Raw genomic sequence first — 22524 nt, forward strand, 5'->3', positions numbered from 1 at the left:
CCTTCAACTGATCATTCTATTATTCATACAATCAACCTTCCTTAAATTATACACTACACCGAGAACATCCCATGTGGCAATACCACACGGGATGTTCTTGCTTATATATAACTTCCGGTATACAGGGTGTATCATTTGTCAGCATTATCCTGCAACACTATGTCATCAGCAATTTGCAACAAAATGACATATTTATGATAGGTTTCTACATTGAAAAAAAAGTCCACAAATGGTAAAATAATATTACAAACTCAGAACATCCGAAAATTGTTTGGATCATCAGAACGGAGGAGTATCAAATGAGCAGTATAAACAAGAAAATTGCAGCGTTTGCCGCATCAATGGTGTTAGCTGCAACTTCCGGTGCAGGCGTAATAAGCAGCATAAATACTAGTGCTGCCGGAAACGGACAGGCTGTAACAAATGTAAGCAAAAAATTTGACCTTGGTGCAAATGCTACCGGCGGCTTTACCACTGTCAAGGCAGCTGACAAGTATTCTGCAAACAAGGGCTACGGTTTTTCAGGCAACAATGTCAAAGACGTTGCAGCCTCAGGCAGAAACGAACTCAGCGACGCTGTACAATTCACAGGCAATACTACTTTCAATGCTGATGTTCCCAACGGTCTTTACAAGGTCAAGGTGACCCTGGGCAACACCTCACGAACCAGCGTGTATATGGAAAATATGCTCCAGATCGTCAATATGACAGGCAACAACGCAGTTGATGAGATAATACTCCCTGTTACTGACGGTCAGCTGAATATACGTGCAGCCGCAGGCAAGGACGGCACTCCTTATTCCATAAGTGCTATCGAGATAAACAGGATATCCGACAAAGCTGTAATGCCCAAGACAGTATGGCTCTGCGGCGATTCAACAGTATGCAACTACTATCCTCTTACATCAAGCAACCAGGCAGGCTGGGGACAGATGCTCGGCAAATATCTGGGTAATGATGTATACATAAGAAATATGGCAGCAAGCGGTGAATACGCTAAGGGCTTTGTTGACCACGGCAATTTCAACTGTATTGAAAAATACGGCAAGAGCGGTGATACATTTATCATCTCTATCGGTATAAATGACGGTAAGTACTACAAAGGTGCTGAGTACAAGAAAGTAGTTACCGATATGGTAAAGAGAGCAAAGGCTAAGGGCATGGATGTCATCCTTGTGAAGCAGCAGGGACGCAAGGGCGATTATACACTCAAGCCACTGCTGAAGAGCAGATACTTCGCTGCTGAGCTGGATCAGATAGCATCCGAACAGGGCTGCAAGATCATCGACCTGTTCACTCTCTGGCAGAACTACTGCGTATCTGTAGGCGCTTCAAAGGCTGATTCAATGTACATCGACAACGTTCACCCCAACCGTACTGGTGCTGACAAGCTGGCTGAGCTGGTCGCATCCAAGATGGATAAGACAAATTCTTCTCCATCTAATCCTTCTACTCCGTCTGATCCGCCTACCTATACAACAGACATCATCGACGGACAGGTATACACCTTCAAGAATGTGAACAGCGGACTTTACCTCTCAGTTGAAGGTGCAGCTGCAGCAAACGGCGCTAATGTCGAGCAGGGTAACGCTAACGGCAAGCAGGTACAGTTCAAGGCAGTTTCTGCTGGTGACGGATACTTCTATCTGGTATCACAGCTGGGTGACGGCAAGACCTACGCAATTGATGTAAGCGGCAGACACACAGAAGATGAAACAAACATCGAGATATACGAATTCAACAAGGGCGAGAACCAGAAGTTCAGGATAGACAAGAATTCTGACGGTACATACAGCATCCTCACCAAGATAACAAACGGCAATTCTGCACTTGACGTAAACGGCAAATCTACCAATGCAGGCGCAAACGTACAGCAGTACACCTACAAGGGCAGCACAAACCAGAAATGGTATGCCGAGGCAGTTAAGCAGAACAACAACGATAATCCTCAGAACCCTCAGAACCCTCCCGTTGTTCAGACATCGGATATCACTGACGGACAGATCTACACTATCAAGAACCTCAACAGCGGACTTTACCTCTCTGTTAAGGGTTCAAATGCCGGAAACGGTGTAAATGTTGAACAGGCAGCTGCAAACGGTGCACAGAACAAGTTCAAGGCAGTTGCAGCAGGTGACGGATATTTCTATCTGGTATCTCAGCTGGGTGACGGCAATTCCTATGCACTTGATGTAAACGGCAGAAAGACAGAGGACGGAACTAATATCGAGATCTACACCTTCAACAAGGGTGAGAATCAGAAGTTCAAGTTCGTAAAGAATTCTGACGGAACATACAGCATACTTACAAAGATCACTGACGGAAAGTCTGCACTTGATGTAAACGGACAGTCCCGCGATGCAGGTGCAAATATACAGCAGTACACCTACAACGGCGGCAATAATCAGAAGTGGTATGTTGAAACTTCTTCTACATCAGGCAATATCACTACAGGCAGCTATCCTGTGGTAACAAGCATCGAATACAACGCACTTTATCATCAGTTCAAGATGAACTGGACATCCGTAAAGAACGCTGAAAAGTACGGTATCGCTGTATACCTCGCAGGCAAGTGGAGAGTTCAGACTTATACCAATGATACTACATTCACATCACCCAAACTGAAGGCTGGCGACAGATACAGAGTACTCGTTGCTGCAAGAGTTGGCGGTCAGTGGGATCTCTCTGATCTTAAAGAAAGATCTGTCATTATAAGTATCAGGTAATGATTCCTTCAACTGATCATTCTATTATTCATACAATCAACCTTCCTTAAATTATACACTACACCGAGAACATCCCATGTGGCAATACCACACGGGATGTTCTTGCTTATATATACTGAAAAAACTGTATCATATCATATAGAACCAGGATGTGTCCTCCTCGAAATCCACTCTCTCCACAGGAGGGAAAGCATCGTAATTATACCTGAGTTCCTGACTCTTCACACTGACTTTCGCTCCATCCGGAACAGACCGCGTTATGAATGCGTTACCGCCTATAACTACGTCCTTACCTATGACAGTATCTCCGCCCAGTATAGAAGCTCCCGAATATATTGTCACATTGTCCTCGATAGTAGGATGACGTTTTCTGCTTTTAAGCGACTGTCCTCCTCTTGTGGACAAAGCACCTAAAGTCACACCCTGATATATCTTTACGTTATTGCCTATGACGGTAGTTTCACCGATCACTATACCTGTACCGTGATCTATGAAAAAATATTTACCTATCGTAGCACCCGGGTGAATATCTATACCTGTTTCATTATGGGCATACTCAGTCATCATACGAGGTATTATCGGAACATTCAGCAAAAAGAGCTCATGGGCTATCCTGTTTATAAGTATTGCAAAAAGCCCCGGATATGAGTATATTATCTCATCCTCGCTGTAAGCAGCAGGATCACCGTCATAAGCCGCCTGAACATCTGTAAGTATATACTCCCTTATCTTGCGCAGACGCTTTATGAATTCAAGGGATATCGCTCTCGCCTTTGCCAGTATCTCATCGTTGTTTTCGCCTTCATTACCAAGTACGATCGTTATCTGTTTTGTCAGCTTGAAGATCACATCCTCCAAAAGCATTGAAAGATTACTTTTAAGTGTATATACCTTGATATCCCTGTTTCTGAAATAACCGGGAAATATTATTTTTCTCAGGCTGCTGAGTATATTTATTATAGCCTCTTTATCAGGGTGGTTGAATATCTTAAACTCCTCAGCACCATTATCATTATCGTAATCAGCAAGCAGATCATTGACAATACCATTAACGGTCTCTTCAATATTACTCATATAGATATAACTCCTTTTTTCATATCATTTCGATTGGAATAATCATTTTAATATAGTATACCATAATAGTATTATAATGTCAACATTACTGTCACCGACTTTTGGAAAAATCGCTGTCTGTGATCATGATACGCAAAAAGACAGCAAAGTGGAACTTAACTTTTCGGGGCGGTATGATAAGAAAGATACTCATATAGAAGTTTTAGCCATAGTATTTCTGATTTACAGTCAGAAGTACTATGGCGTTTTTATTGACAATGCAGCAATGTTATGCTATAATTGTTACGAATATAAACCGTAATTTAGAGGAGAATTGAAAATATATGAACAGCATTGTTTTAGAACATATTAATGACTTGTTTGATTCATATGATTTATTTAGCAGCACAGGCAAAAAGAGGATACGCAGTTCAATTATAACAAGATTTCCCGATATATCAGATAAAGAGATCAAAGAAGCAGAGGAGTATTTGCATTCCTTTTATGAGTGTTGTTTGAAATATGCAGATATAATAGCCTCTAAATATAAAACACCATTCTTACCTAAAGGAGAAGATGCACAAAAGGAAATCTCGGAATATGAGAGTGAATGCAGGAAACAATATCCCGAAATTGATGCAGAGAAAATTAAAAGTGTTTTTTCTATCGTTTGTTGGTTAGCTAACAGATAACTGAGTTATAAATTCTGGTTTATCTTAGCAACCGTATAAAATAGAATGCCCCTAAGCGCTTAAACGCTTGGGGGCAAAACTTCTATATGGGTATCCGTCTTATGCTCCGCAGCTTTTTTATTTTCTCCATAACAACACTTCACGTACAAAGCTTCACGCAAAAAATAAAATCGTCATATTTGCTAAAACCCAAATATTGTCACTAATAGTATTTCACAAAATTATCGGCTGAAATTATTAAAACATCTAAAGTACTTGATAAAAATAAATGAATATGATATAATAATTAACGTTAATGTACATCATGAAACTTTTTCTTAGGATAACAAAGTATATCCCACGAAAAAATCTATTTTTGAGGAGGAAAGAAAAATGATAGTTCACAAAACATTGAAACGCTTAGCTGCCGCATCGCTGGCAATTACTCTTGTTGGTGGTGCAGTACCAGCAAACATAGGGGCATTTGACCTGTCACGCAGTACTTCTGTTGTAGCAAGTGCCGAATCGGAGATCAGCATTTCAAATGCAACCGTAACAATGAAAGCGCACTCAGCCAAAGTTCAGTCCGTAGAACTTAACGGCACAAAATTACAGAAAGACATTGATTACACCGTTTCTTATTCCCAGACGGATTCCGACGGAAAAATCACTGAATTTTCTGCGCCCCCGAAACAAACAGGCAACTATAATGCTGTTATCACGGGTATAGGTGACTATCAGGGTGTTATAACAAGATCGTTTGATATCGTCGGAAGCGGTTATGAGGGTATTTCCATAATTGATGGCAGTCAGGGCTCTGATACACCTTCAAATGAACACCTATTTCTTATATTTGATAAAAATCGAAACACCAAAATGTGCAGCAAAGTTAACCGCGCGGGCATTTATGCCAATAGAGACAGTGACTGGCTGCTGTTTGAGGCTGATACTCCTTTTGCTATCCATAACTATGTTCTGACTACCGCAAATGATACTTCACACTACACGGGCAGAAACTGGAAAAGCTGGCGTATCTACGGAAGCAACAGCGAAGCGGCAGCAGATTATACAGCCTCCTATACCGAACATAAAGTTACAGACATAGATGAAGATATCTGGTCACTTGTACAGCAGGTAACAGACGATACTGTTTTACAGCCTGTGAATTATACGGAATTTGCCTATGCTGTTCCTCATAACAAAAACAAGTATAAATATTATCTGCTTATTCTTGATGATATCGTAGATACCTCCAATAATATCCAGCAGATGTCCGAAATTGAGTTCAATGCCGCTCTGCCTGTCTCCGTTACCCATGTTGATGCAGTACCTGCCGACTGCCTTAACGCAGGCAATATCGAACACTGGTACGACGAGTACAACGATAAGTATTATCTCGATGAAGACGCACAAAACGAGGTAGACGAGGAAGACGTCATTATCCCCGCGTCAGGTCACAGCTACGGCAGACCCGAATGGAATTATGACGCTAAAAACCAAACCGTAACGGCAACTTTCAAGTGTGAGAACTGCGAAGATGTACAGACTGTTGATGCGACCATCACTTCAAAGACTACCAGCCCGACATACGTAAAAGAAGGTAAGATAGTTTATACCGCTTCAGTAAAACTTAACGGTCAGACCTACACCACAAACAAGACAGTGATCATAGACAAGCTCACCTACACTCCTCCTACGATCACCAGCTTAAAGGGCTATGGCGCTGTAAAACTCCAGTGGACTGATGTAAAGGGAGCTGAAAAGTACGCAGTTGCAGGTTTTATAAGCGGCAAATGGAGAATATTAGATCAGGGTGAGGGTACTTCATACGTGCTTAAAAACCTCCTGGCTGGCAAGGAATACAAGGTATGTGTAGCAACAAAACTGAACGGCGAATGGTTCACCGACCCATCCAATGCTATCGTAGTTACACCGAAACTCAAGCCTGTAAAGGACAACCCCGCTGTTACATTTGAAAAGGGCAAGAACACTGTCAAGCTCAGCTGGGATGCTGTTGAAGGTGCTGAAAAATATGCAGTTGCAGGATATATAAACGGCAGATGGAAGATACTTGCTGAGGGTGTCGGCAATTCATATGTGCTCAAAGACCTCAAAGCCGGCTATCAGTACAAGGTGGCTGTATCCGCGATGTTCAACGGAAAATGGAACACAGATCTCAACAATGCGATAACTGTGACCCCGAAATAAATAACCTGTCCCTAGTTCAGTACACAGGACAATTAGGGTAATATAAGCTTTAAACGGATAACAGTCCATGCTCCAACTAAAGGAGTTACGGTCGTGATATACCGATCTCGGCTGATCATCAATTACCCGAATATAACGAAACATACAAGCGGCAGGGACAACAGTCCTTTGCCGCTTTATTTATCGAAATGCTGATTTGTTGGATCAATGTTTGCTTTATGTTGATAGGTAATTGACGTATCGGTGAAGATGCTGTATAATAAATAATAAGGACAAGTAATATGCTTACTCTTGAAATCGGCGATGACCATGCTCTTTAGGAGCATCGGATCCATTTATAAGAAATAACATAATTACAGGAAATCTGACAGCTTTTGAAAAAAGGAGAAATCAATGGATTATAAGGTTTTAGATGATTTTGAAAAATTGAGTGATGTAAGCCCTGAGACTATAAAAAAATATGAGGATAAACTGCCTTCCGAGTGGATCGAGTTTTGGAAAGAATATGGATACGGTTCGTTTATGAACGGATATTTCAGGGTGATCGATCCTGATGTTTACAAGGATTTTTATAAAGAAAGCACTTTGAGATTATACAAACAGGAACCTGTTCCTGTTATAGTTACTGCTTTTGGAGATATTATTGCTTTTATAACTACTTTTAAAGATGGTAAGTTGAAATGGAGTCTGGAGTGTGCGTATTACAGATATATGCGTAACATTTTTTTCCTGCCGTCGGTAGATCATTTCTTTAAAGGTCTATGCAGTCTCGAGGCTTATGGTAATGAAGAACAATATACGTTCATAAAGTACTCCGAGGCAGTAGACAAACTCGGGGAACCAGAATACGATCAGTGTTTCGGATATGATCCGATATTGACAAAGCGGAGCAAAGAAAAAATGAGTGATCTTCGTATCGTAGATACAAAGGATTACTTAAAGGCAGTGTTTGAACAGAATGGACGTATCGAAGATCTTATGCCCGACGGAAAAACTATAGATGTTTCATATGCTGCAAAAAAAGAAAAGAAACCCAAGAGAGTCATCGTTGACAACCCTTATGAGTTAAAGCCGATCAATGAGCCTGCACTTAGATTTGATAATTTCAATTTCAAATTATGTATCATACAGGTGCTTATGTATGAAAAGGAGCTTCTGAAACCTAAATTCGATATATATGAGTTTGCCAAATGCTATCCGCCCCGTGAGATAAATATTGATGATGAAGGCTATGATCCGATCAAACCTGCCATCGAGTATTTTAAGAAACTAGAGATCCCGTCATCTCTTGCCCACGAGATCGAAGAGATCATTATGGATGGCGGCGATGATATCTACGGTCAGATCTATCCGTTCTGGGACGGCGAAGATGATTATTTTGACCTGAAAAGAGTTTCAGATGCAGAGCTTTCTCAATTTCCGAATCTAAAGCTCATACAATTGATAAACAGCCCTGAAAATCTAAGCAAAACGCTGATAAGCAGGCTAAAGAAACATGGGATCGAAATAAAGGAATAATATACAGAATGAATATGATATACCTCCTGCGCTTAGACTTGATTAAGCGGATTCCCTCTATTGCAGGACGTCCGTTCTTTTATAATTCACCCCTTTTGTTTAGCAATTATTAGGAGAGTTAACCGTTACTGCAAAGACCACTTTATCTTTATTGACAAGCTAGAACACATATTCAAATCAAAAAGCCAACCAAATAAACCATACAAAACAAAAAAGCTCTGAAACAACGTATTCTCGTTATTTCAGAGCTTATAACTAAGCGCCACCTGTTGGACTCGAACCAACGACCCTGCGGTTAACAGCCGCATGCTCTACCGACTGAGCTAAGGAGGCAGATACGCCAAAACACTCCGAAGAGTGTTTTGGGAGAGCCGGCGACAACTTATTTTCCCGGGCGGTCGCCCGCCGAGTATTTTCAGCGAAGATGAGCTTAACTTCTGTGTTCGGCATGGGAACAGGTGTGACCTCATCTCAATGATCACCGACTATAAATTAGAGGTAACAGTAACCTCAAAATTGAATAATGAAGGGTAATTTAAGGATTAACATAATTTAGGACAAGCCCTCGACCAATTAGTACACGCTAGCTAAATACATCACTGTACTTACACTTTGTGCCTATCAACCTTGTAGTCTTCAAGGGGTCTTACTCCATAAAGGATGAGATATCTTATCTTAAGGGCGGCTTCACGCTTAGATGCCTTCAGCGTTTATCCGTTCCGCACATAGCTGCCCAGCTGTGCCACTGGCGTGACAACTGGTGCACCAGAGGTGCGTCCATCCCGGTCCTCTCGTACTAGGGACAGCTCCTTGCAAATATCTTACGCCCACGACAGATAGGGACCGAACTGTCTCACGACGTTCTGAACCCAGCTCGCGTACCGCTTTAATTGGCGAACAGCCAAACCCTTGGGACCGAATTCAGCCCCAGGATGCGATGAGCCGACATCGAGGTGCCAAACCTCCCCGTCGATGTGGACTCTTGGGGGAGATCAGCCTGTTATCCCCAGGGTAGCTTTTATCCGTTGAGCGACGGCATTTCCATTCACATACCGCCGGATCACTAACTCCAACTTTCGTTACTGCTCGAACCGTCATTCTCGCAGTTAGGCTCGCTTTTTGCGTTTACACTCTGACGCATGGTTTCCATCCATGCAGAGCGAACCTTTGAGCGCCTCCGTTACTCTTTAGGAGGCGACCGCCCCAGTCAAACTGCCCACCTAACAATGTCCCCCGACTTGATTCAAAGCCGCAGGTTAGAACTCCAGCACTTCAAGAGTGGTATCCCAACAGTGACTCCACATCAGCTGACGCCAATGCTTCCCAGTCTCCCACCTATCCTGTACATGAAATACCGAAATCCAATATTAGGCTACAGTAAAGCTCCATGGGGTCTTTCCGTCTAGTCGCGGGTAACCGGCATCTTCACCGGTACTACAATTTCGCCGGGCGGGTTGTTGAGACAGTGCCCAGATCGTTACACCATTCGTGCGGGTCAGAACTTACCTGACAAGGAATTTCGCTACCTTAGGACCGTTATAGTTACGGCCGCCGTTTACCGGGGCTTCAATTCGATGCTCTCACATCTCCTCTTAACCTTCCGGCACCGGGCAGGTGTCAGCCCCTATACGTCATCTTTCGATTTAGCAGAGACCTGTGTTTTTGCTAAACAGTCGCCTGGGCCTATTCTCTGCGGCTTGATCACTCAAGCACCCCTTATCCCTAAGTTACGGGGTCAACTTGCCGAGTTCCTTAACAACCCTTCTCCCGTTGGCCTTAGAATCTTCTTCCTATCTACCTGTGTCGGTTTGCGGTACGGGCACCTAAGATATTCATATAGCTTTTCTTGTCTCCGTCTATGATGCCTTCTCTACTTATTTTCGATCCCTTACGACCGGGTCAACCATCGCCCGGCTACATCACTTTCGAAGCGTCCCTATACTTAAATCTTTCGGTGGCTACGGAATTTCAACCGTATGTGCATCGGCTACGCCTTTCGGCCTGACCTTAGCCCCCGGCTTACCCTGAGCGGACGAACCTTCCTCAGGAAACCTTAGATTTTCGGCCATTATGATTCTCACATAATTCTCGCTACTCATTCCGGCATTCTCACTCGAATAAAGTCCACCAGCGCTTACGCTCTGACTTCACCCCTTATTCGACGCTCTCCTACCACTCATACTATTGTATGAATCCCAAGCTTCGGTGTATGTTTTAGCCCCGTTGAATTTTCGGCGCAGGGTCACTCGACCAGTGAGCTATTACGCACTCTTTTAATGAGTGGCTGCTTCTAAGCCAACATCCTGGTTGTTTATGCAACCCCACATCCTTTTCCACTTAAACATACTTTGGGACCTTAGCTGTGGGTCTGGGCTGTTTCCCTTTTGACTGTGAGACTTATCTCACACAGTCTGACTCCCATGAATCGATTATCCGGCATTCTTAGTTTGATAAGGTTCAGTAATCTTTCGACCCCTAGCCCATTCAGTGCTTTACCTCCGGTAATCTGTCATGAGGCTAGCCCTAAAGCTATTTCGGAGAGAACCAGCTATATCCGAGTTCGATTGGAATTTCACCGCTAACCACACCTCATCCCCGGCCTTTTCAACGGACGTGGGTTCGGCCCTCCATGGAGTTTTACCTCCACTTCAGCCTGGACATGGTTAGGTCACTCGGTTTCGGGTCTATTGCATACGACTTTGCCGCCCTATTCAGACTCGCTCTCGCTTCGGCTCCGTGCCTTAAGCACTTAACCTTGCCGCATACAATAACTCGCCGGACCATTCTACAAAAGGTACCCGATCACTCATTGACGAGCTCTCGGTGCTTGTAAGCATAGGGTTTCAGGTTCTATTTCACTCCCCTCCCGGGGTTCTTTTCACCGTTCCTTCACAGTACTATTCGCTATCGGTCATTAGGTAGTATTTAGGCTTGGAGGATGGTCCCCCCATCTTCCCACGGGGTTTCACGTGTCCCGCGGTACTCCGGATACAGCTCGCTGATCAGACTTTTCGCTTACGTGACTCTCACACTCTTCGGTTCGTTTTCCCACACGATTCAACTAAATCCTTTCAATACTAAATGCTGTCCAAAACCCCGAAAGTATTGCTACTCTCGGTTTAGCCTCTTCCGCTTTCGCTCGCCACTACTCACAGAATCTCGGTTGATTTCTCTTCCTCGCCCTACTTAGATGTTTCAGTTCAGGCGGTTCCCCCCATACAGCTATTTTATTCACTGTACAGTGCATGAGCATACTCATGCGGATTGCTCCATTCGGAAATCTGCGGATCATTAGATACTTGCTCTTCCCCGCAGCTTATCGCAGCTTATCACGTCCTTCATCGGCTCCTAATGCCAAGGCATTCTCCCTACGCTCTTATTAGCTTAACCTTAGAATTATGTTATCCTTAATGTTATGCTGATTGTAGTTTTCCCGACTAATTTCTTTTAGTCGTTTTCCTCATTTGCATTACTTTTAATATTGCTTCATTATTCAATTTTCAAGTTACTGTCAGAGGACTTTTGTCCTCAGTGGGCACAAGTGGACTCGAACCACCGACCTCACGCTTATCAGGCGTGCGCTCTAACCACCTGAGCTATGCGCCCAAAAATCGCTAAAGCGATGTTTTGGCAACGAGTTTTAGTTCTCGTCTCAGTTCAGCTGTGTGATTGCGTCCTCGTCCCATGGTGGAGATGAGGAGGATCGAACTCCTGACCCCCTGCTTGCAAAGCAGGTGCTCTCCCAGCTGAGCTACACCCCCGTTTAAGGGACTCTTATGCTCTTTTAAAGATACCTTGCGGCATCCTCAAAATTGAACAACCAGCTGTTTCCACCACTTGCTGACCGGAGATTTTTTTGAAGTTTTTTAAACTTCGGTTCTCCATAGAAAGGAGGTGATCCAGCCGCACCTTCCGATACGGCTACCTTGTTACGACTTCACCCCAGTCATCAATCCCACCTTCGACTGCTTCCTCCTTGCGGTTAGAACACAGGCTTCGGGTGTTACCGACTCCCATGGCGTGACGGGCGGTGTGTACAAGGCCCGGGAACGTATTCACCGCGGCATGCTGATCCGCGATTACTAGCAATTCCGACTTCATGTAGGCGGGTTGCAGCCTACAATCCGAACTAAGACTGCTTTTAGGGTTTTGCTCCACATCACTGTTTTGCTTCCCTCTGTTAACAGCCATTGTAGTACGTGTGTAGCCCAGGTCATAAGGGGCATGATGATTTGACGTCATCCCCACCTTCCTCCGTTTTGTCAACGGCAGTCCTGCTAGAGTGCTCTTGCGTAGCAACTAACAGTAAGGGTTGCGCTCGTTGCGGGACTTAACCCAACATCTCACGACACGAGCTGACGACAACCATGCACCACCTGTCTATACGTCCCCGAAGGGATTTCACATATCTCTATGCTATGCGTACGATGTCAAGACCTGGTAAGGTTCTTCGCGTTGCTTCGAATTAAACCACATACTCCACTGCTTGTGCGGGCCCCCGTCAATTCCTTTGAGTTTCAGCCTTGCGGCCGTACTCCCCAGGTGGATTACTTATTGTGTTAACTGCGGCACGGAAGGGGTCAGTCCCCCCACACCTAGTAATCATCGTTTACGGCGTGGACTACCAGGGTATCTAATCCTGTTTGCTCCCCACGCTTTCGAGCCTCAGCGTCAGTTAAAGCCCAGTAAGCCGCCTTCGCCACTGATGTTCCTCCTAATATCTACGCATTTCACCGCTACACTAGGAATTCCGCTTACCTCTACTTCACTCAAGAACTACAGTTTCAAGTGCAGTTCAGGGGTTAAGCCCCTAAATTTCACACCTGACTTGCAATCCCGCCTACGCTCCCTTTACACCCAGTAATTCCGGACAACGCTCGCTCCCTACGTATTACCGCGGCTGCTGGCACGTAGTTAGCCGGAGCTTCCTCCTTGGGTACCGTCATTATCGTCCCCAAAGACAGAGGTTTACAATCCTAAAACCTTCTTCCCTCACGCGGCATCGCTGCATCAGGCTTTCGCCCATTGTGCAATATTCCCCACTGCTGCCTCCCGTAGGAGTCTGGGCCGTGTCTCAGTCCCAATGTGGCCGTTCAACCTCTCAGTCCGGCTACTGATCGTCGGCTTGGTGGGCCGTTACCTCACCAACTACCTAATCAGACGCGAGCTCATCTTTCGGCGAAATTCATTTGATAACAAAGTCATGCGGCTTCGTTATGTTATGAGGTATTAACAATCGTTTCCAATTGGTATCCCTCTCCGAAAGGCAGATTGCTCACGTGTTACTCACCCGTCCGCCACTAGCTAGAGAGTGCAAGCACTCTTTCGCTCGTTCGACTTGCATGTGTTAAGCGTGCCGCCAGCGTTCGTCCTGAGCCAGGATCAAACTCTTAATAAAGTTGTATCCTAATACTCTTCTCAGAGTAATTATGATCTCAGTTTCGTTTCACTGAACGTTTGTACATTTTCTTAGTCTTGTACTTGACTTCGATGAATTCATTCATCGTTAATACCTCAATCACTCAAAGTATTTTCAAGGGTTTTCGTATTCTTGGTTGTTCAATTTTCAAGATGCCTTTTCGTTGTCTGTCTTTTGTCAGACAACTCATTTATTATACCACACTTTTCTTCATTTGTCAACCCCTTTTCAGAAGTTTTTTGAAGATTTTTTCATCTCTTTTTCAGAGATTTTTGTGTGTTATAAGCTTTTCTATTATACCACATTTTTCTTCGTTTGTCAAGTCTTTTTCAGAACTTTTTTGAAGCTTTTTTCTGAGCAGTTCTTTTTTACTGAACTTTTCTCTCGTGCGGTACTTTTTAGTATATCACATTTTCTCGCTTTTGTCAAGACCTTTTGTGATATTTTTTTCTGCCTTTTTCGAGTTCGCTTTTTCTGAACTTCTACCCCACTCGTTCTCTTATCCCTAAGTTTCCTGCGGTTTTTCGCTCTTTTCGCTCGCTCTCTCGTTGACAGCTTAATTATTATAGCATCATTTTCACGTTTTGTCAAGTAAAATCATTTTCCACTATTTGTCGAATTTATGTGTATTTTGACGATGAATAATTTTATACTCTTTGTAAATAATATCCCTATAATTGATTCAGGAGGTCTACTATGAGATCAGACATTAAATATATATCTAAATTCCTCGCTCTTATAATCTCCCTGTTATTGCTTGCCGCTATTATAGGCAGAATTGTTCCCCATGAACAACAAACCGTTTCCTCCATCGGATCTTACGGAAATGAAGTAAGAGCAATTCAGGAGAAATTAAAGGAACGTGGGCTTTTCAAGGCTAACGTAACAGGTTATTACGGCGAGATTACGCGAAATGCAGTCAAAGCCTTCCAGAAACAGCAAGGCATCACCCAAACAGGTACAGCAGGCCCTATAACGCTTAAAGCCCTTGGTATATCAATAGGTACTGTACCTGCTGCAACCGAAGCTAATATAGATCTTCTTGCACGTATCATATCCGCCGAAGCACGAGGTGAACCTTATGTTGGTCAAGTAGCTGTAGGTGCCGTTATACTCAATCGTATCGAACACCCGTCCTTTCCCGATACTCTTGCAGGTGTCATCTATCAGAACGGCGCCTTTACCGCTGTAACCGATGGTCAGTTTAACCAGCCCGTTTCTCCCTCCGCCTATAATGCCGCCCGCGATGCACTCAACGGCTGGGACCCCACAAACGGCTGCATTTACTACTACAATCCCAATAAGACCTCCAACAAATTTATATGGTCAAGGCAGGTCGTGACCGTCATAGGCGCTCACCGGTTCTGTATATGATAAAATAATACGGCGTTCCCATTTTGTGAGAACGCCGTTATTTTTTATACGTTGAATTTGAACAGCACGATATCTCCGTCCTGCATTACGTACTCCTTGCCTTCCTGCCTAGCCAGTCCTTTTTCACGGACAGCTGTCATTGAGCCATACTGCATCAGATCATCGAAGCTTACTACCTCCGCACGTATAAATCCACGCTCAAAGTCGGAGTGTATCTTGCCTGCCGCCTGAGGTGCCTTTGTGCCTTTGGTTATAGTCCATGCCCTTACCTCGGGCTCACCTGCTGTAAGAAACGAGATCAGTCCCAGAAGTGCATATCCTTCCTTGATTATACGGTCAAGTCCGGATGTTTCCAGTCCCAGGTCAGCTAAGAACATTTTCTTGTCCTCAGCATCCATATCCGATATCTCAGCTTCTATCTGTGCGCATATAGGCAGCACTGCTGACTTCTCCTTTGCTGCTATCTCGCAGACCTTCTTGTAATTTGCATTTGTCTCGATATTGTTGCGGAAATCGTCCTCACACAGATTAGCAGCATAGATTACAGGCTTCAGCGAAAGCAGAGGTGTTTCCTTCAGGAGCTCAAGCTCGTCGTCAGTCATATCAAAACTTCTGGCAGAACGTCCTTCTTCAAGATGTGCCTTCAGCCTCTCAAGGAACTCAACAACAGCCCCAAGGCTCTTGTCGCCCTTCATAGCCTTCTTTGTACGGTCGATACGTCTGTCGATAAGCTCGATATCCGAGAATATCAGCTCCAGGTCGATAGTTTCAATATCCCTCGCAGGGTCGATCGAACCGTCAACGTGGATTATATTATCGTCTTCAAAACACCTTACAACATGAACTATCGCATCCACCTCACGGATATTCGCAAGGAACTTGTTTCCAAGTCCTTCACCCTTTGATGCACCCTTTACCAGACCTGCGATATCAACAAATTCCAGTGTTGCAGGTGTGAACTTAACAGGGTGATACATCTCAGCCAGCGCATCAAGTCTTTTATCAGGTACAGATACTATACCAACATTCGGTTCTATGGTGCAGAACGGGTAGTTGGCAGACTCTGCCCCTGCATTAGTAAGTGCGTTAAAAAGTGTGGATTTACCGACATTCGGCAGTCCGACCATTCCGAGTTTCATATTTTTTACTCTCCTTTAAATGATTATTACAATGACCGACAAGGTCACAAGCACATATTACCTATGTAAGCCCGAACTATCAGTCACCGCAGAAATTGCCGCAGCATTCCTCTTCTTCTTCGTTTTTATCTTCCTGCTTGTTCTTGCAGCAAGGTTCAGTTAAATTGCCGCCTTCAATGCAGTTGTTGCCGTTGTCACAGCCTATCTTTATGCCCTTTTTGATGGGCGCAAATGTAAATCCGATGATAATGCCCAGCAGGAAAAGTGCCAGACCCTTCCAGAAATATCCCACCGAAGGAGTCTTGACCTCATTATCGATGATCTCTCTTACTGTTTCTCTGATCTTCTCTTTCATTGTTTGTACCTCCTGTAAAATTATTTATACAACGGGGGTCCCCCGTTTTTTTCTGTTGTTCAAATACAAGTACCGTGTTACCTTGCACACGGAATCGTGATATACATTACTCCACCGATTTCAGCGAGCCTATCATATCTACTTTTTTCAGGCTGAAATGCAGTGCCCCATTTACAGCCAGTGTGAACAAAGCCGTTATGAGCGCACCGTATACCATCGCAGAGGGTGCCAGCGAGTGATCGAATATCAGTATATCCACCTCAGCCGTGACCGTAACGAAATAGTGCAGTATACGTCCCACGGGAAGACCCAGGACTATACCCACAGCCGCCGAGATAAGGTTCTCGCGTAGAATATAATCATCAGTTTCACGGTCAAAGAAACCCAGAACCTTTACAGTCGCTATCTCACGCATACGTTCGGTTATATTAATGCTCGCAAGATCGTACAGCACTACAGCCGCCAGCAGTCCCGCGCTGAATATCAGCACACCTACCACCGTATTCAGGCTGTCCATAGAGTCCAGAAAGCCCCTTGACTGATCTTCCTTGTAGTTCAGCCCGTATACTTCACTGCTTTCCAGCAGGCGGCTCCTGAGCTCATCCTTATCCGTACCTTCCGCCAGCTTTATGAAGCTGACATTGTATACAGGCTTTCTCCCGAAGTATCTTTCATAGTCATTCGGGGTGATGAACACATAGTGGAATGCATAGTTTTTGCATATATCTCCCACCGTGAACTCAACCTTCGATCCGTCCGCTTCTGTAACAGTGAAAGTGCTGCCCTTTTCAAGATCCAGGATATCTGCCATCTTCTGCGTAATTATAACACTTCCGTCCTTTACAGTCAGCGTACTTCCGTCCTTTGTGCTTCTTAACAGTACAAAATCATCAAGCTCGTCCCCTTCAGAAGGAACACAGATATTCACCATGCACTTATTTTCGCCCACCGAAGCATCAACCTCATTGATGAGCGTCTGCATATGGTTTTCCAGACCTTCAGCGTCATTCAGCTTACTTTCAAGCTCATCGTATGTGAACCTGTCGTTCAGCACCGCGATACCGTCATACACGAACACTTCACCGAACTGTCTGTCCGCCACCGAGCTAATGGAATTTTTAAGCCCGAATCCCGTGATTATAAGTGCTGTGCACCCGGTAACTCCGGCAAGGGTCATGAAGAAACGCCGCTTTGAGCGCAGCATATTCCTGGTAGTCACCTTGCCCATAAAGCTGAATCTTCCCCACACCGCCGACCATTTTTCCAGCAGCACTCTCTTGCCTGCCTTAGGGGGTTTCGGACGCATAAGGCTGCCCGGGACTTCTTTAAGATCCCTCATGCAGGTGAATACCGTCACACCGCATATACATACAGCCGATGCCGCAGTGCAGGCGGCTATGTATCCCCACCTCAGGGGAGTATCTATCTTCGGGATATTGTAAAGCATCCTGTACCCGTTGAATATCATCCGCGGGAATATTTTAAGTCCAGCCGCTGAACCGCACAGACCGCCTGTCACAGCAGCCACGCCCGAGTATATCAGGTACTTTGAAAGTATCTTCCCCCGCGGATAGCCCAGCGCCTTGTATACACCTATCAGACCGCGCTGCTCATCCATAAGCCTTGACATCGTAGCAAGACATACAAGTCCTGCCACCAGCATGAAGAATACAGGGAATACCTTTGCTATGGAATCTATCTTCCTGCTGTCGCCCTCAAATGAGGAATAGTCCGAGCTTGCCGAAAATCTGTCATAGCTGTACACCGTCGGTTCAGGAGTATCTTCAAGCTGCTTTTTAGCATCATCTATCTCCCGTCTGGAATCCTGCAGCTGTGCCCTGTATTTCTCATGTGCCGAGCCGTCATCATCATCTGCAAGCTCACGAGCTATATTCAGTGCCTTTTCAGCCTGCAGCATAGTGGATTTTTCAAGGTATGCACGCTTGCCCTTATCGACCTCGCTCTCATAGATGCGTCTTGCCTCCGCAGCCTTTTTCTCCCACTCCGTCAGATGTTTCCGAAGGTCTTCCCTGTCCATATCAAGGACATTATTCAGCGTATCCGCAGTTTTCTGTGCCGCAGCTATCCTGTCCTCAGCACGGCTGCGGAGCGTATCATATCTTTCGTTTACGCTCTTCCTGAAAGCCGCCTCAGCCGCCGCGCCCTTTTCTTTCACGCTTCTGCGGTACTCCTCCGAGAACGGATCGCTCTCATCAAGTCCCTCCAGGTCAACGAACATCTCTGTATAGTAATTGGTATAAAATTCCTCCTCACGGAGAAATACATTACTGACGATAAGCTCTTCTCCTTGGCATAACTTTCAACTTTGCTATTGCCATAACCATGTTATGACCCGCCGTCAAGCAATCTTCCCTCTCTCACAAAACTATAAATAGGCGGAATCGGCCCGCCCGGCCGAGGGCAATTATGAATTAGATTGCCCATATCGCTGTTGAGCCGCAGGGCAGTACGCCCTTTGTCGCTTCAACGGGAAGTCCTATCTCGTCCGCAGTCACACTTCCGCCCCGCTGGGTGGTCAGCACATCATTCAGTATGTACGCCATTACCGAGGGTGAAAGTCCCGTGGTATAGCTGTTCAAAAGGAAGAACAGCGGCTTGTCGCTCAGTACTCCCGCACAGGTCTTGACAAGGTCGTATATGCAGTCTTCAAGCTTCCATACCTCGCCACCGGGGCCTCTTCCGTAGCTGGGCGGGTCCATAACGATACCGTCATAGAAGTTCCCGCGTCTTATCTCACGCTTTACGAACTTTTCACAATCGTCCACCAGCCAGCGTATCGGCTTGTCCGAAAGTCCCGATGCCGCCGCATTATCTCTCGCCCACTGCACCATGCCCTTTGAAGCATCAACGTGGGATACACTTGCTCCCGCCGCCGCACAGGCAAGGGTCGCACCGCCTGTGTATGCAAACAGGTTCAGCACCTTTACGGGACGTCCTGCGTTCTTTATCTTATCTGCCATAAAATCCCAGTTAACAGCCTGCTCGGGGAAAAGTCCCGTGTGCTTGAAGCCTGTGGGTCTTATGACAAAGGTCAGGTCTCTGTACTTTATGTTCCAGCTTTCGGGGAGTTTTCTGCGGTACTCCCACTCGCCGCCGCCCTTTGAAGAACGGTGATATACTGCGTCTGCCTTATCCCACATATCAGTGCGCTTCGGGCTTTTCCAGATTATCTGTGGGTCGGGTCTTACAAGCACCTTGCCGCCCCAGCTTTCCAGCTTGTCACCGTCAGTGGTGTCAAGTATACGATAGTCGTTCCATTTATCTGCAATTCTCATAAATAATTTCCTTTGCTTTGTATTTTAGTCATACCAAGAAATATCCGATGTTATGCCAATGTAGTTCTTCATTACTTAAATTCATTTTATCCTCCTGCTAATATCACTCTATTATTTTTATTGATTCACAATCAATTTTGTGATCTGGATTATTGATTTTATCATTCATAGAATCTAAATAATCATCATCTGCATATATATTTAAGGTTAACTTAATTTTTCCATTAATTTCCTCAATGTGTGATTTTAATTCTGAAAACTCATTTTCAATGTTACTGTTCTTTTCGTATTCACGTTGTGGTATGCATACATGCATAATTAAACTAGGTCTTTCTGAATTATCCTCTATGCTGCTTACTGATTTTATGATTTCTTCCGCGGAAGCATTTACATCGTATTCACTTGAAAATAGGTTGCTTGAAGACGAGAAAAACTTTGTATAATACTCATCAATGTTTGTATCATTCACATATCCGTCAATCCATTTCTCCATTTTTTCTTTAATGACTTTTCCATAATAGGCTTCGCTTTTTACATATAACTCATTATAATTCTTTGGGTATACATTAACATAATACTTTTCCTCATTACCGTCTTCACCAATATTCACTGTAATATTATAATATAGACCCTTAGACGTTCCTAAAAAAACTCCCCCTGAGATTCCTTTATGGGTAACAACAGCCTTGACACCATATTTATCATTAAAATATTTTTCAACTAACGGATCAACCTGATCTTCAAGCTTTTCAAGCGCATCTCTAGATAATTGCACCTGCCCATCATTGTTGTTCTTAAAAAGCGAACAACTCGTTAAACTAAAAAGCCCAATAATTCCAGCCGCCATTATTATTTTTGAAAGATGTTTTCGTAATTGTCCCATAATTATTACCTCAATGAGTTGACATGGAACTGTAAAACAGCATATTTCTTTAAATTCATAGTGTTCTCCTCTGTTTTTTCTAATTATTTAATATAGATACAGCCTTTTTATACTTTTCAAGCCTTGCCCTGTCCTTGTCGGTCATGGGTCTGTTAAATCTTGTGGTATCGCTGTTATGTGTGAGGTCTGCAAGCTTTACAGCCCGCGCTATGGGATCATTCTTTATCCTCTCTACATATTCGAGATAGGGTTCATCATCATCGTGGGTAAGCATCTCCACCGCTTTGACGACTTCCTCGCTTATACCCGCTTTCAGCAGGTCATCGGCTGTGACATCGGTATCTTCGATAACGTCATGAAGAAGTGCCGCGCAGCAGCTTTCCTCCGTCACCATCTGTTCGGCAACGTGCCACGGGTGGAAAACATAGGGCACACCGCTCTTGTCCATCTGATCCTTGTGGGCTTCAAACATTATGCCCATGGCTTTTCTCGTCATATCAGTGTAGATCATTTGCTTTCCTCCGTTCACTTAAAAAGATATTCCTGTGCTCGAACAGATACATTCTCATGCGCAGCCGCATCTCGTCGATATCACATTTCTTTTCAACTACCACACCGCTGTCAGCATATTCTGCCTTGGTATCGTACCACCAGTCCATATACCACACAAATTCGCATAACGCCATGGACATCGCCATATCCCTGCCGTCATACCTGCGTGTGACTTTTATATCGTAGTCGGCTTCGCGCTCGGTAATATCAATATCGAATACGTCCTCTACCTCTTCGAGCACTTCCACAGCTATACCACCTTGGTATAATACTGTTCCAGAATACCAAGTACTTCTTTTCTCTTGTCTTCGGGAACTGTTATTTTCAAATCCTGCCCGCGCTTTGCACTGAATATCACATTATCATCTTCAAGGGAATAGCTGTACTTTTTACGATCGTATTTCTGTCCGCCAAGATAGAAACAGTCATTGCAAAGCCTGAACTCGTTATACTTGAAATAAACTACCAGCCAGTGTATCAAAACAATAACATAGAATCCCATCAATGTACCACACGATGATATCATCTCTATATTTTTAAGTGTCCATTCAGCAACATCACGTCTGTATAATCCCATAAAAACACCAGTTACTAATAACAATATTCCTAAAATTGACATCCACAGTGCTTTCACAAATTCGGGATACTTATGCCTGAACGACACGCCGCCTGCCTTCTCAGCCTCTTTCATTCCTTTGCTTCTCTTCGATATATCTACTGTAATACAGATGAGAAAAACGATCAAAAGCAACGGCATGATATATATCAATATTTTCATACTATCTATCCATTCTCACTTTTAGTATAATGCTTTCCAAGAATACCCAGTACTTCTTTTCTCTTCTTTTCGGGTACTGTTATACGCTTTTCGATACGACCCGATCTGAATACCACTTCTTCGCCGTCAAGAGAATAGGTGTAATGCTTCTTTTCGTACTTGGCACCGCCAAAGTAGAAACAATTCGCACACAGCCTGAATTCGTTATACTTCATATACTGCTGTATCGAGAATATGAAGATCATTACATAGATCACCAGTGCTATCCATAAAAAGATGTCTGCTTTTTTAGCATTTGACCAAGCATCGGCATTCGATTTTGACCTGCCTATTTTCGACATCAGCAGTCCGGACGTAGTCAATATGAATGCAATACTGTTCCAAACCAGACTTAACAGCCCGCGGTCTTTGTGTTTGAAAACTACACCGCCTGCCATCTTTGAACTCTCAGTTACTGTAAAGCGTTTCGATGATGACACTATCATATAGATAATATCCACGATTGCCAGCACCAGCAGGCTAAACGCTATTATCGTATATGCCTTTATCATA

General features: G+C 44.2%; 15 protein-coding genes, 3 tRNA genes and 3 rRNA genes. 5 read left to right on the forward strand and 16 right to left on the reverse strand.

Annotation, left to right across the window (positions count from 1 at the left end; all coding sequences use genetic code 11):
- The first annotated feature begins 299 nt into the window (after window positions 1–299).
- Window positions 300–2726, forward strand: coding sequence for an RICIN domain-containing protein (locus RUMAL_RS21390; RefSeq protein WP_013499144.1), 2427 nt, complete (start codon window positions 300–302; stop codon window positions 2724–2726).
- Window positions 2727–2855: 129 nt separating this feature from the next.
- Here RUMAL_RS21390 and RUMAL_RS12875 read toward each other — a convergent pair whose 3' ends face one another.
- Entirely contained in the window at window positions 2856–3800 is a 945-nt protein-coding gene (locus tag RUMAL_RS12875) for a serine O-acetyltransferase (protein WP_013499145.1), read from the reverse strand.
- Between the two features lie 323 nt (window positions 3801–4123).
- Here RUMAL_RS12875 and RUMAL_RS12880 point away from each other — a divergent pair, with 323 nt between their 5' ends.
- The 3 genes from RUMAL_RS12880 (at window position 4124) to RUMAL_RS20860 (ending at window position 8176) form a co-directional block, all read left to right on the forward strand.
- Window positions 4124–4471 (forward strand): hypothetical protein, encoded by a 348-nt coding sequence (locus tag RUMAL_RS12880; protein ID WP_013499146.1) that lies wholly within the window; start codon window positions 4124–4126, stop codon window positions 4469–4471.
- 372 nt (window positions 4472–4843) lie between these two features.
- On the forward strand, window positions 4844–6658 hold the full coding sequence (locus tag RUMAL_RS20855; RefSeq protein WP_013499147.1) for a fibronectin type III domain-containing protein: 1815 nt from the start codon (window positions 4844–4846) through the stop codon (window positions 6656–6658).
- A gap of 393 nt (window positions 6659–7051) precedes the next feature.
- Window positions 7052–8176 carry a DUF6892 domain-containing protein gene (locus RUMAL_RS20860; RefSeq protein WP_013499148.1) on the forward strand — a complete coding sequence of 375 codons (1125 nt, stop codon included), beginning with the start codon at window positions 7052–7054 and terminating at the stop codon, window positions 8174–8176.
- 260 nt (window positions 8177–8436) lie between these two features.
- On the opposite strand, the gene RUMAL_RS12895 is transcribed toward RUMAL_RS20860, so the two are convergent.
- The 6 genes from RUMAL_RS12895 to RUMAL_RS12920 all read right to left on the reverse strand — a co-directional run bounded on the left by RUMAL_RS12895 (window position 8437) and on the right by RUMAL_RS12920 (window position 13574).
- Window positions 8437–8509 (reverse strand) — tRNA-Asn (locus RUMAL_RS12895).
- Between the two features lie 36 nt (window positions 8510–8545).
- Window positions 8546–8662 (reverse strand): 5S ribosomal RNA (gene rrf, locus RUMAL_RS12900).
- A gap of 67 nt (window positions 8663–8729) precedes the next feature.
- Window positions 8730–11566, reverse strand: a 23S ribosomal RNA gene (locus RUMAL_RS12905).
- A gap of 142 nt (window positions 11567–11708) precedes the next feature.
- A tRNA-Ile gene (locus RUMAL_RS12910) sits at window positions 11709–11782 on the reverse strand.
- A gap of 79 nt (window positions 11783–11861) precedes the next feature.
- A tRNA-Ala gene (locus tag RUMAL_RS12915) sits at window positions 11862–11937 on the reverse strand.
- A 126-nt stretch (window positions 11938–12063) separates the two neighbouring features.
- Window positions 12064–13574, reverse strand: a 16S ribosomal RNA gene (locus RUMAL_RS12920).
- The 16S, 23S and 5S rRNA genes sit together here with 3 tRNA genes alongside, the layout of an rRNA operon.
- 717 nt (window positions 13575–14291) lie before the next feature.
- Here RUMAL_RS12920 and sleB point away from each other — a divergent pair.
- Window positions 14292–14969 carry a spore cortex-lytic enzyme gene (sleB, locus tag RUMAL_RS12930; RefSeq protein WP_013499149.1) on the forward strand — a complete coding sequence of 226 codons (678 nt, stop codon included), beginning with the start codon at window positions 14292–14294 and terminating at the stop codon, window positions 14967–14969.
- Window positions 14970–15013: 44 nt separating this feature from the next.
- On the opposite strand, the gene ychF is transcribed toward sleB, so the two are convergent.
- From ychF to RUMAL_RS12975, 9 genes are all read right to left on the reverse strand, one after another.
- Entirely contained in the window at window positions 15014–16108 is a 1095-nt protein-coding gene (gene ychF, locus RUMAL_RS12935) for a redox-regulated ATPase YchF (protein ID WP_013499150.1), read from the reverse strand.
- 79 nt (window positions 16109–16187) lie between these two features.
- Window positions 16188–16463, reverse strand: coding sequence for a hypothetical protein (locus tag RUMAL_RS12940; RefSeq protein ID WP_013499151.1), 276 nt, complete (start codon window positions 16461–16463; stop codon window positions 16188–16190).
- A 106-nt stretch (window positions 16464–16569) separates the two neighbouring features.
- Window positions 16570–18702: an ABC transporter permease gene (locus tag RUMAL_RS12945; protein ID WP_013499152.1), complete on the reverse strand. Its 2133-nt coding sequence runs from the start codon at window positions 18700–18702 to the stop codon at window positions 16570–16572.
- 193 nt (window positions 18703–18895) lie between these two features.
- Complete coding sequence (locus tag RUMAL_RS12950) at window positions 18896–19759, reverse strand: class I SAM-dependent methyltransferase (RefSeq protein WP_013499153.1); 864 nt, start codon at window positions 19757–19759, stop codon at window positions 18896–18898.
- A gap of 103 nt (window positions 19760–19862) precedes the next feature.
- Window positions 19863–20642: a hypothetical protein gene (locus RUMAL_RS12955; RefSeq protein ID WP_013499154.1), complete on the reverse strand. Its 780-nt coding sequence runs from the start codon at window positions 20640–20642 to the stop codon at window positions 19863–19865.
- A gap of 79 nt (window positions 20643–20721) precedes the next feature.
- Window positions 20722–21153, reverse strand: a complete 432-nt coding sequence (locus RUMAL_RS12960; RefSeq protein WP_013499155.1) for an HD domain-containing protein — start codon at window positions 21151–21153, stop codon at window positions 20722–20724.
- On the reverse strand, window positions 21140–21442 hold the full coding sequence (locus RUMAL_RS12965; RefSeq protein ID WP_013499156.1) for a hypothetical protein: 303 nt from the start codon (window positions 21440–21442) through the stop codon (window positions 21140–21142). The genes RUMAL_RS12960 and RUMAL_RS12965 overlap by 14 nt, the downstream gene beginning before the upstream one ends.
- A 2-nt stretch (window positions 21443–21444) precedes the next feature.
- The gene (locus tag RUMAL_RS12970) at window positions 21445–21972 is read right to left on the reverse strand and encodes a hypothetical protein (protein ID WP_013499157.1); all 528 of its coding nucleotides are present in this window, start codon (window positions 21970–21972) and stop codon (window positions 21445–21447) included.
- A 5-nt stretch (window positions 21973–21977) separates the two neighbouring features.
- Window positions 21978–22523: a hypothetical protein gene (locus tag RUMAL_RS12975; RefSeq protein ID WP_013499158.1), complete on the reverse strand. Its 546-nt coding sequence runs from the start codon at window positions 22521–22523 to the stop codon at window positions 21978–21980.
- Window position 22524: the final 1 nt, after the last annotated feature.

This window comes from Ruminococcus albus 7 = DSM 20455 (assembly GCF_000179635.2).
Taxonomy (GTDB): Bacteria; Bacillota; Clostridia; order Oscillospirales; family Ruminococcaceae; genus Hominimerdicola; species Hominimerdicola alba.

Coding starts and splice junctions, on each gene's coding strand:
- RUMAL_RS12875 (WP_013499145.1), bottom strand. CDS start 3,800: ATGAGTAATATTGAAGAGACCGTTAATGGTATTGTCAATGATCTGCTT.
- RUMAL_RS12960 (WP_013499155.1), bottom strand. CDS start 21,153: ATGATCTACACTGATATGACGAGAAAAGCCATGGGCATAATGTTTGAA.
- RUMAL_RS12970 (WP_013499157.1), bottom strand. CDS start 21,972: ATGAAAATATTGATATATATCATGCCGTTGCTTTTGATCGTTTTTCTC.
- RUMAL_RS20855 (WP_013499147.1), top strand. CDS start 4,844: ATGATAGTTCACAAAACATTGAAACGCTTAGCTGCCGCATCGCTGGCA.
- RUMAL_RS12955 (WP_013499154.1), bottom strand. CDS start 20,642: ATGGGACAATTACGAAAACATCTTTCAAAAATAATAATGGCGGCTGGA.
- RUMAL_RS21390 (WP_013499144.1), top strand. CDS start 300: ATGAGCAGTATAAACAAGAAAATTGCAGCGTTTGCCGCATCAATGGTG.
- RUMAL_RS12950 (WP_013499153.1), bottom strand. CDS start 19,759: ATGAGAATTGCAGATAAATGGAACGACTATCGTATACTTGACACCACT.
- RUMAL_RS12880 (WP_013499146.1), top strand. CDS start 4,124: ATGAACAGCATTGTTTTAGAACATATTAATGACTTGTTTGATTCATAT.
- RUMAL_RS12945 (WP_013499152.1), bottom strand. CDS start 18,702: ATGTTCGTTGACCTGGAGGGACTTGATGAGAGCGATCCGTTCTCGGAG.
- RUMAL_RS12940 (WP_013499151.1), bottom strand. CDS start 16,463: ATGAAAGAGAAGATCAGAGAAACAGTAAGAGAGATCATCGATAATGAG.
- sleB (WP_013499149.1), top strand. CDS start 14,292: ATGAGATCAGACATTAAATATATATCTAAATTCCTCGCTCTTATAATC.
- RUMAL_RS20860 (WP_013499148.1), top strand. CDS start 7,052: ATGGATTATAAGGTTTTAGATGATTTTGAAAAATTGAGTGATGTAAGC.
- RUMAL_RS12975 (WP_013499158.1), bottom strand. CDS start 22,523: ATGATAAAGGCATATACGATAATAGCGTTTAGCCTGCTGGTGCTGGCA.
- ychF (WP_013499150.1), bottom strand. CDS start 16,108: ATGAAACTCGGAATGGTCGGACTGCCGAATGTCGGTAAATCCACACTT.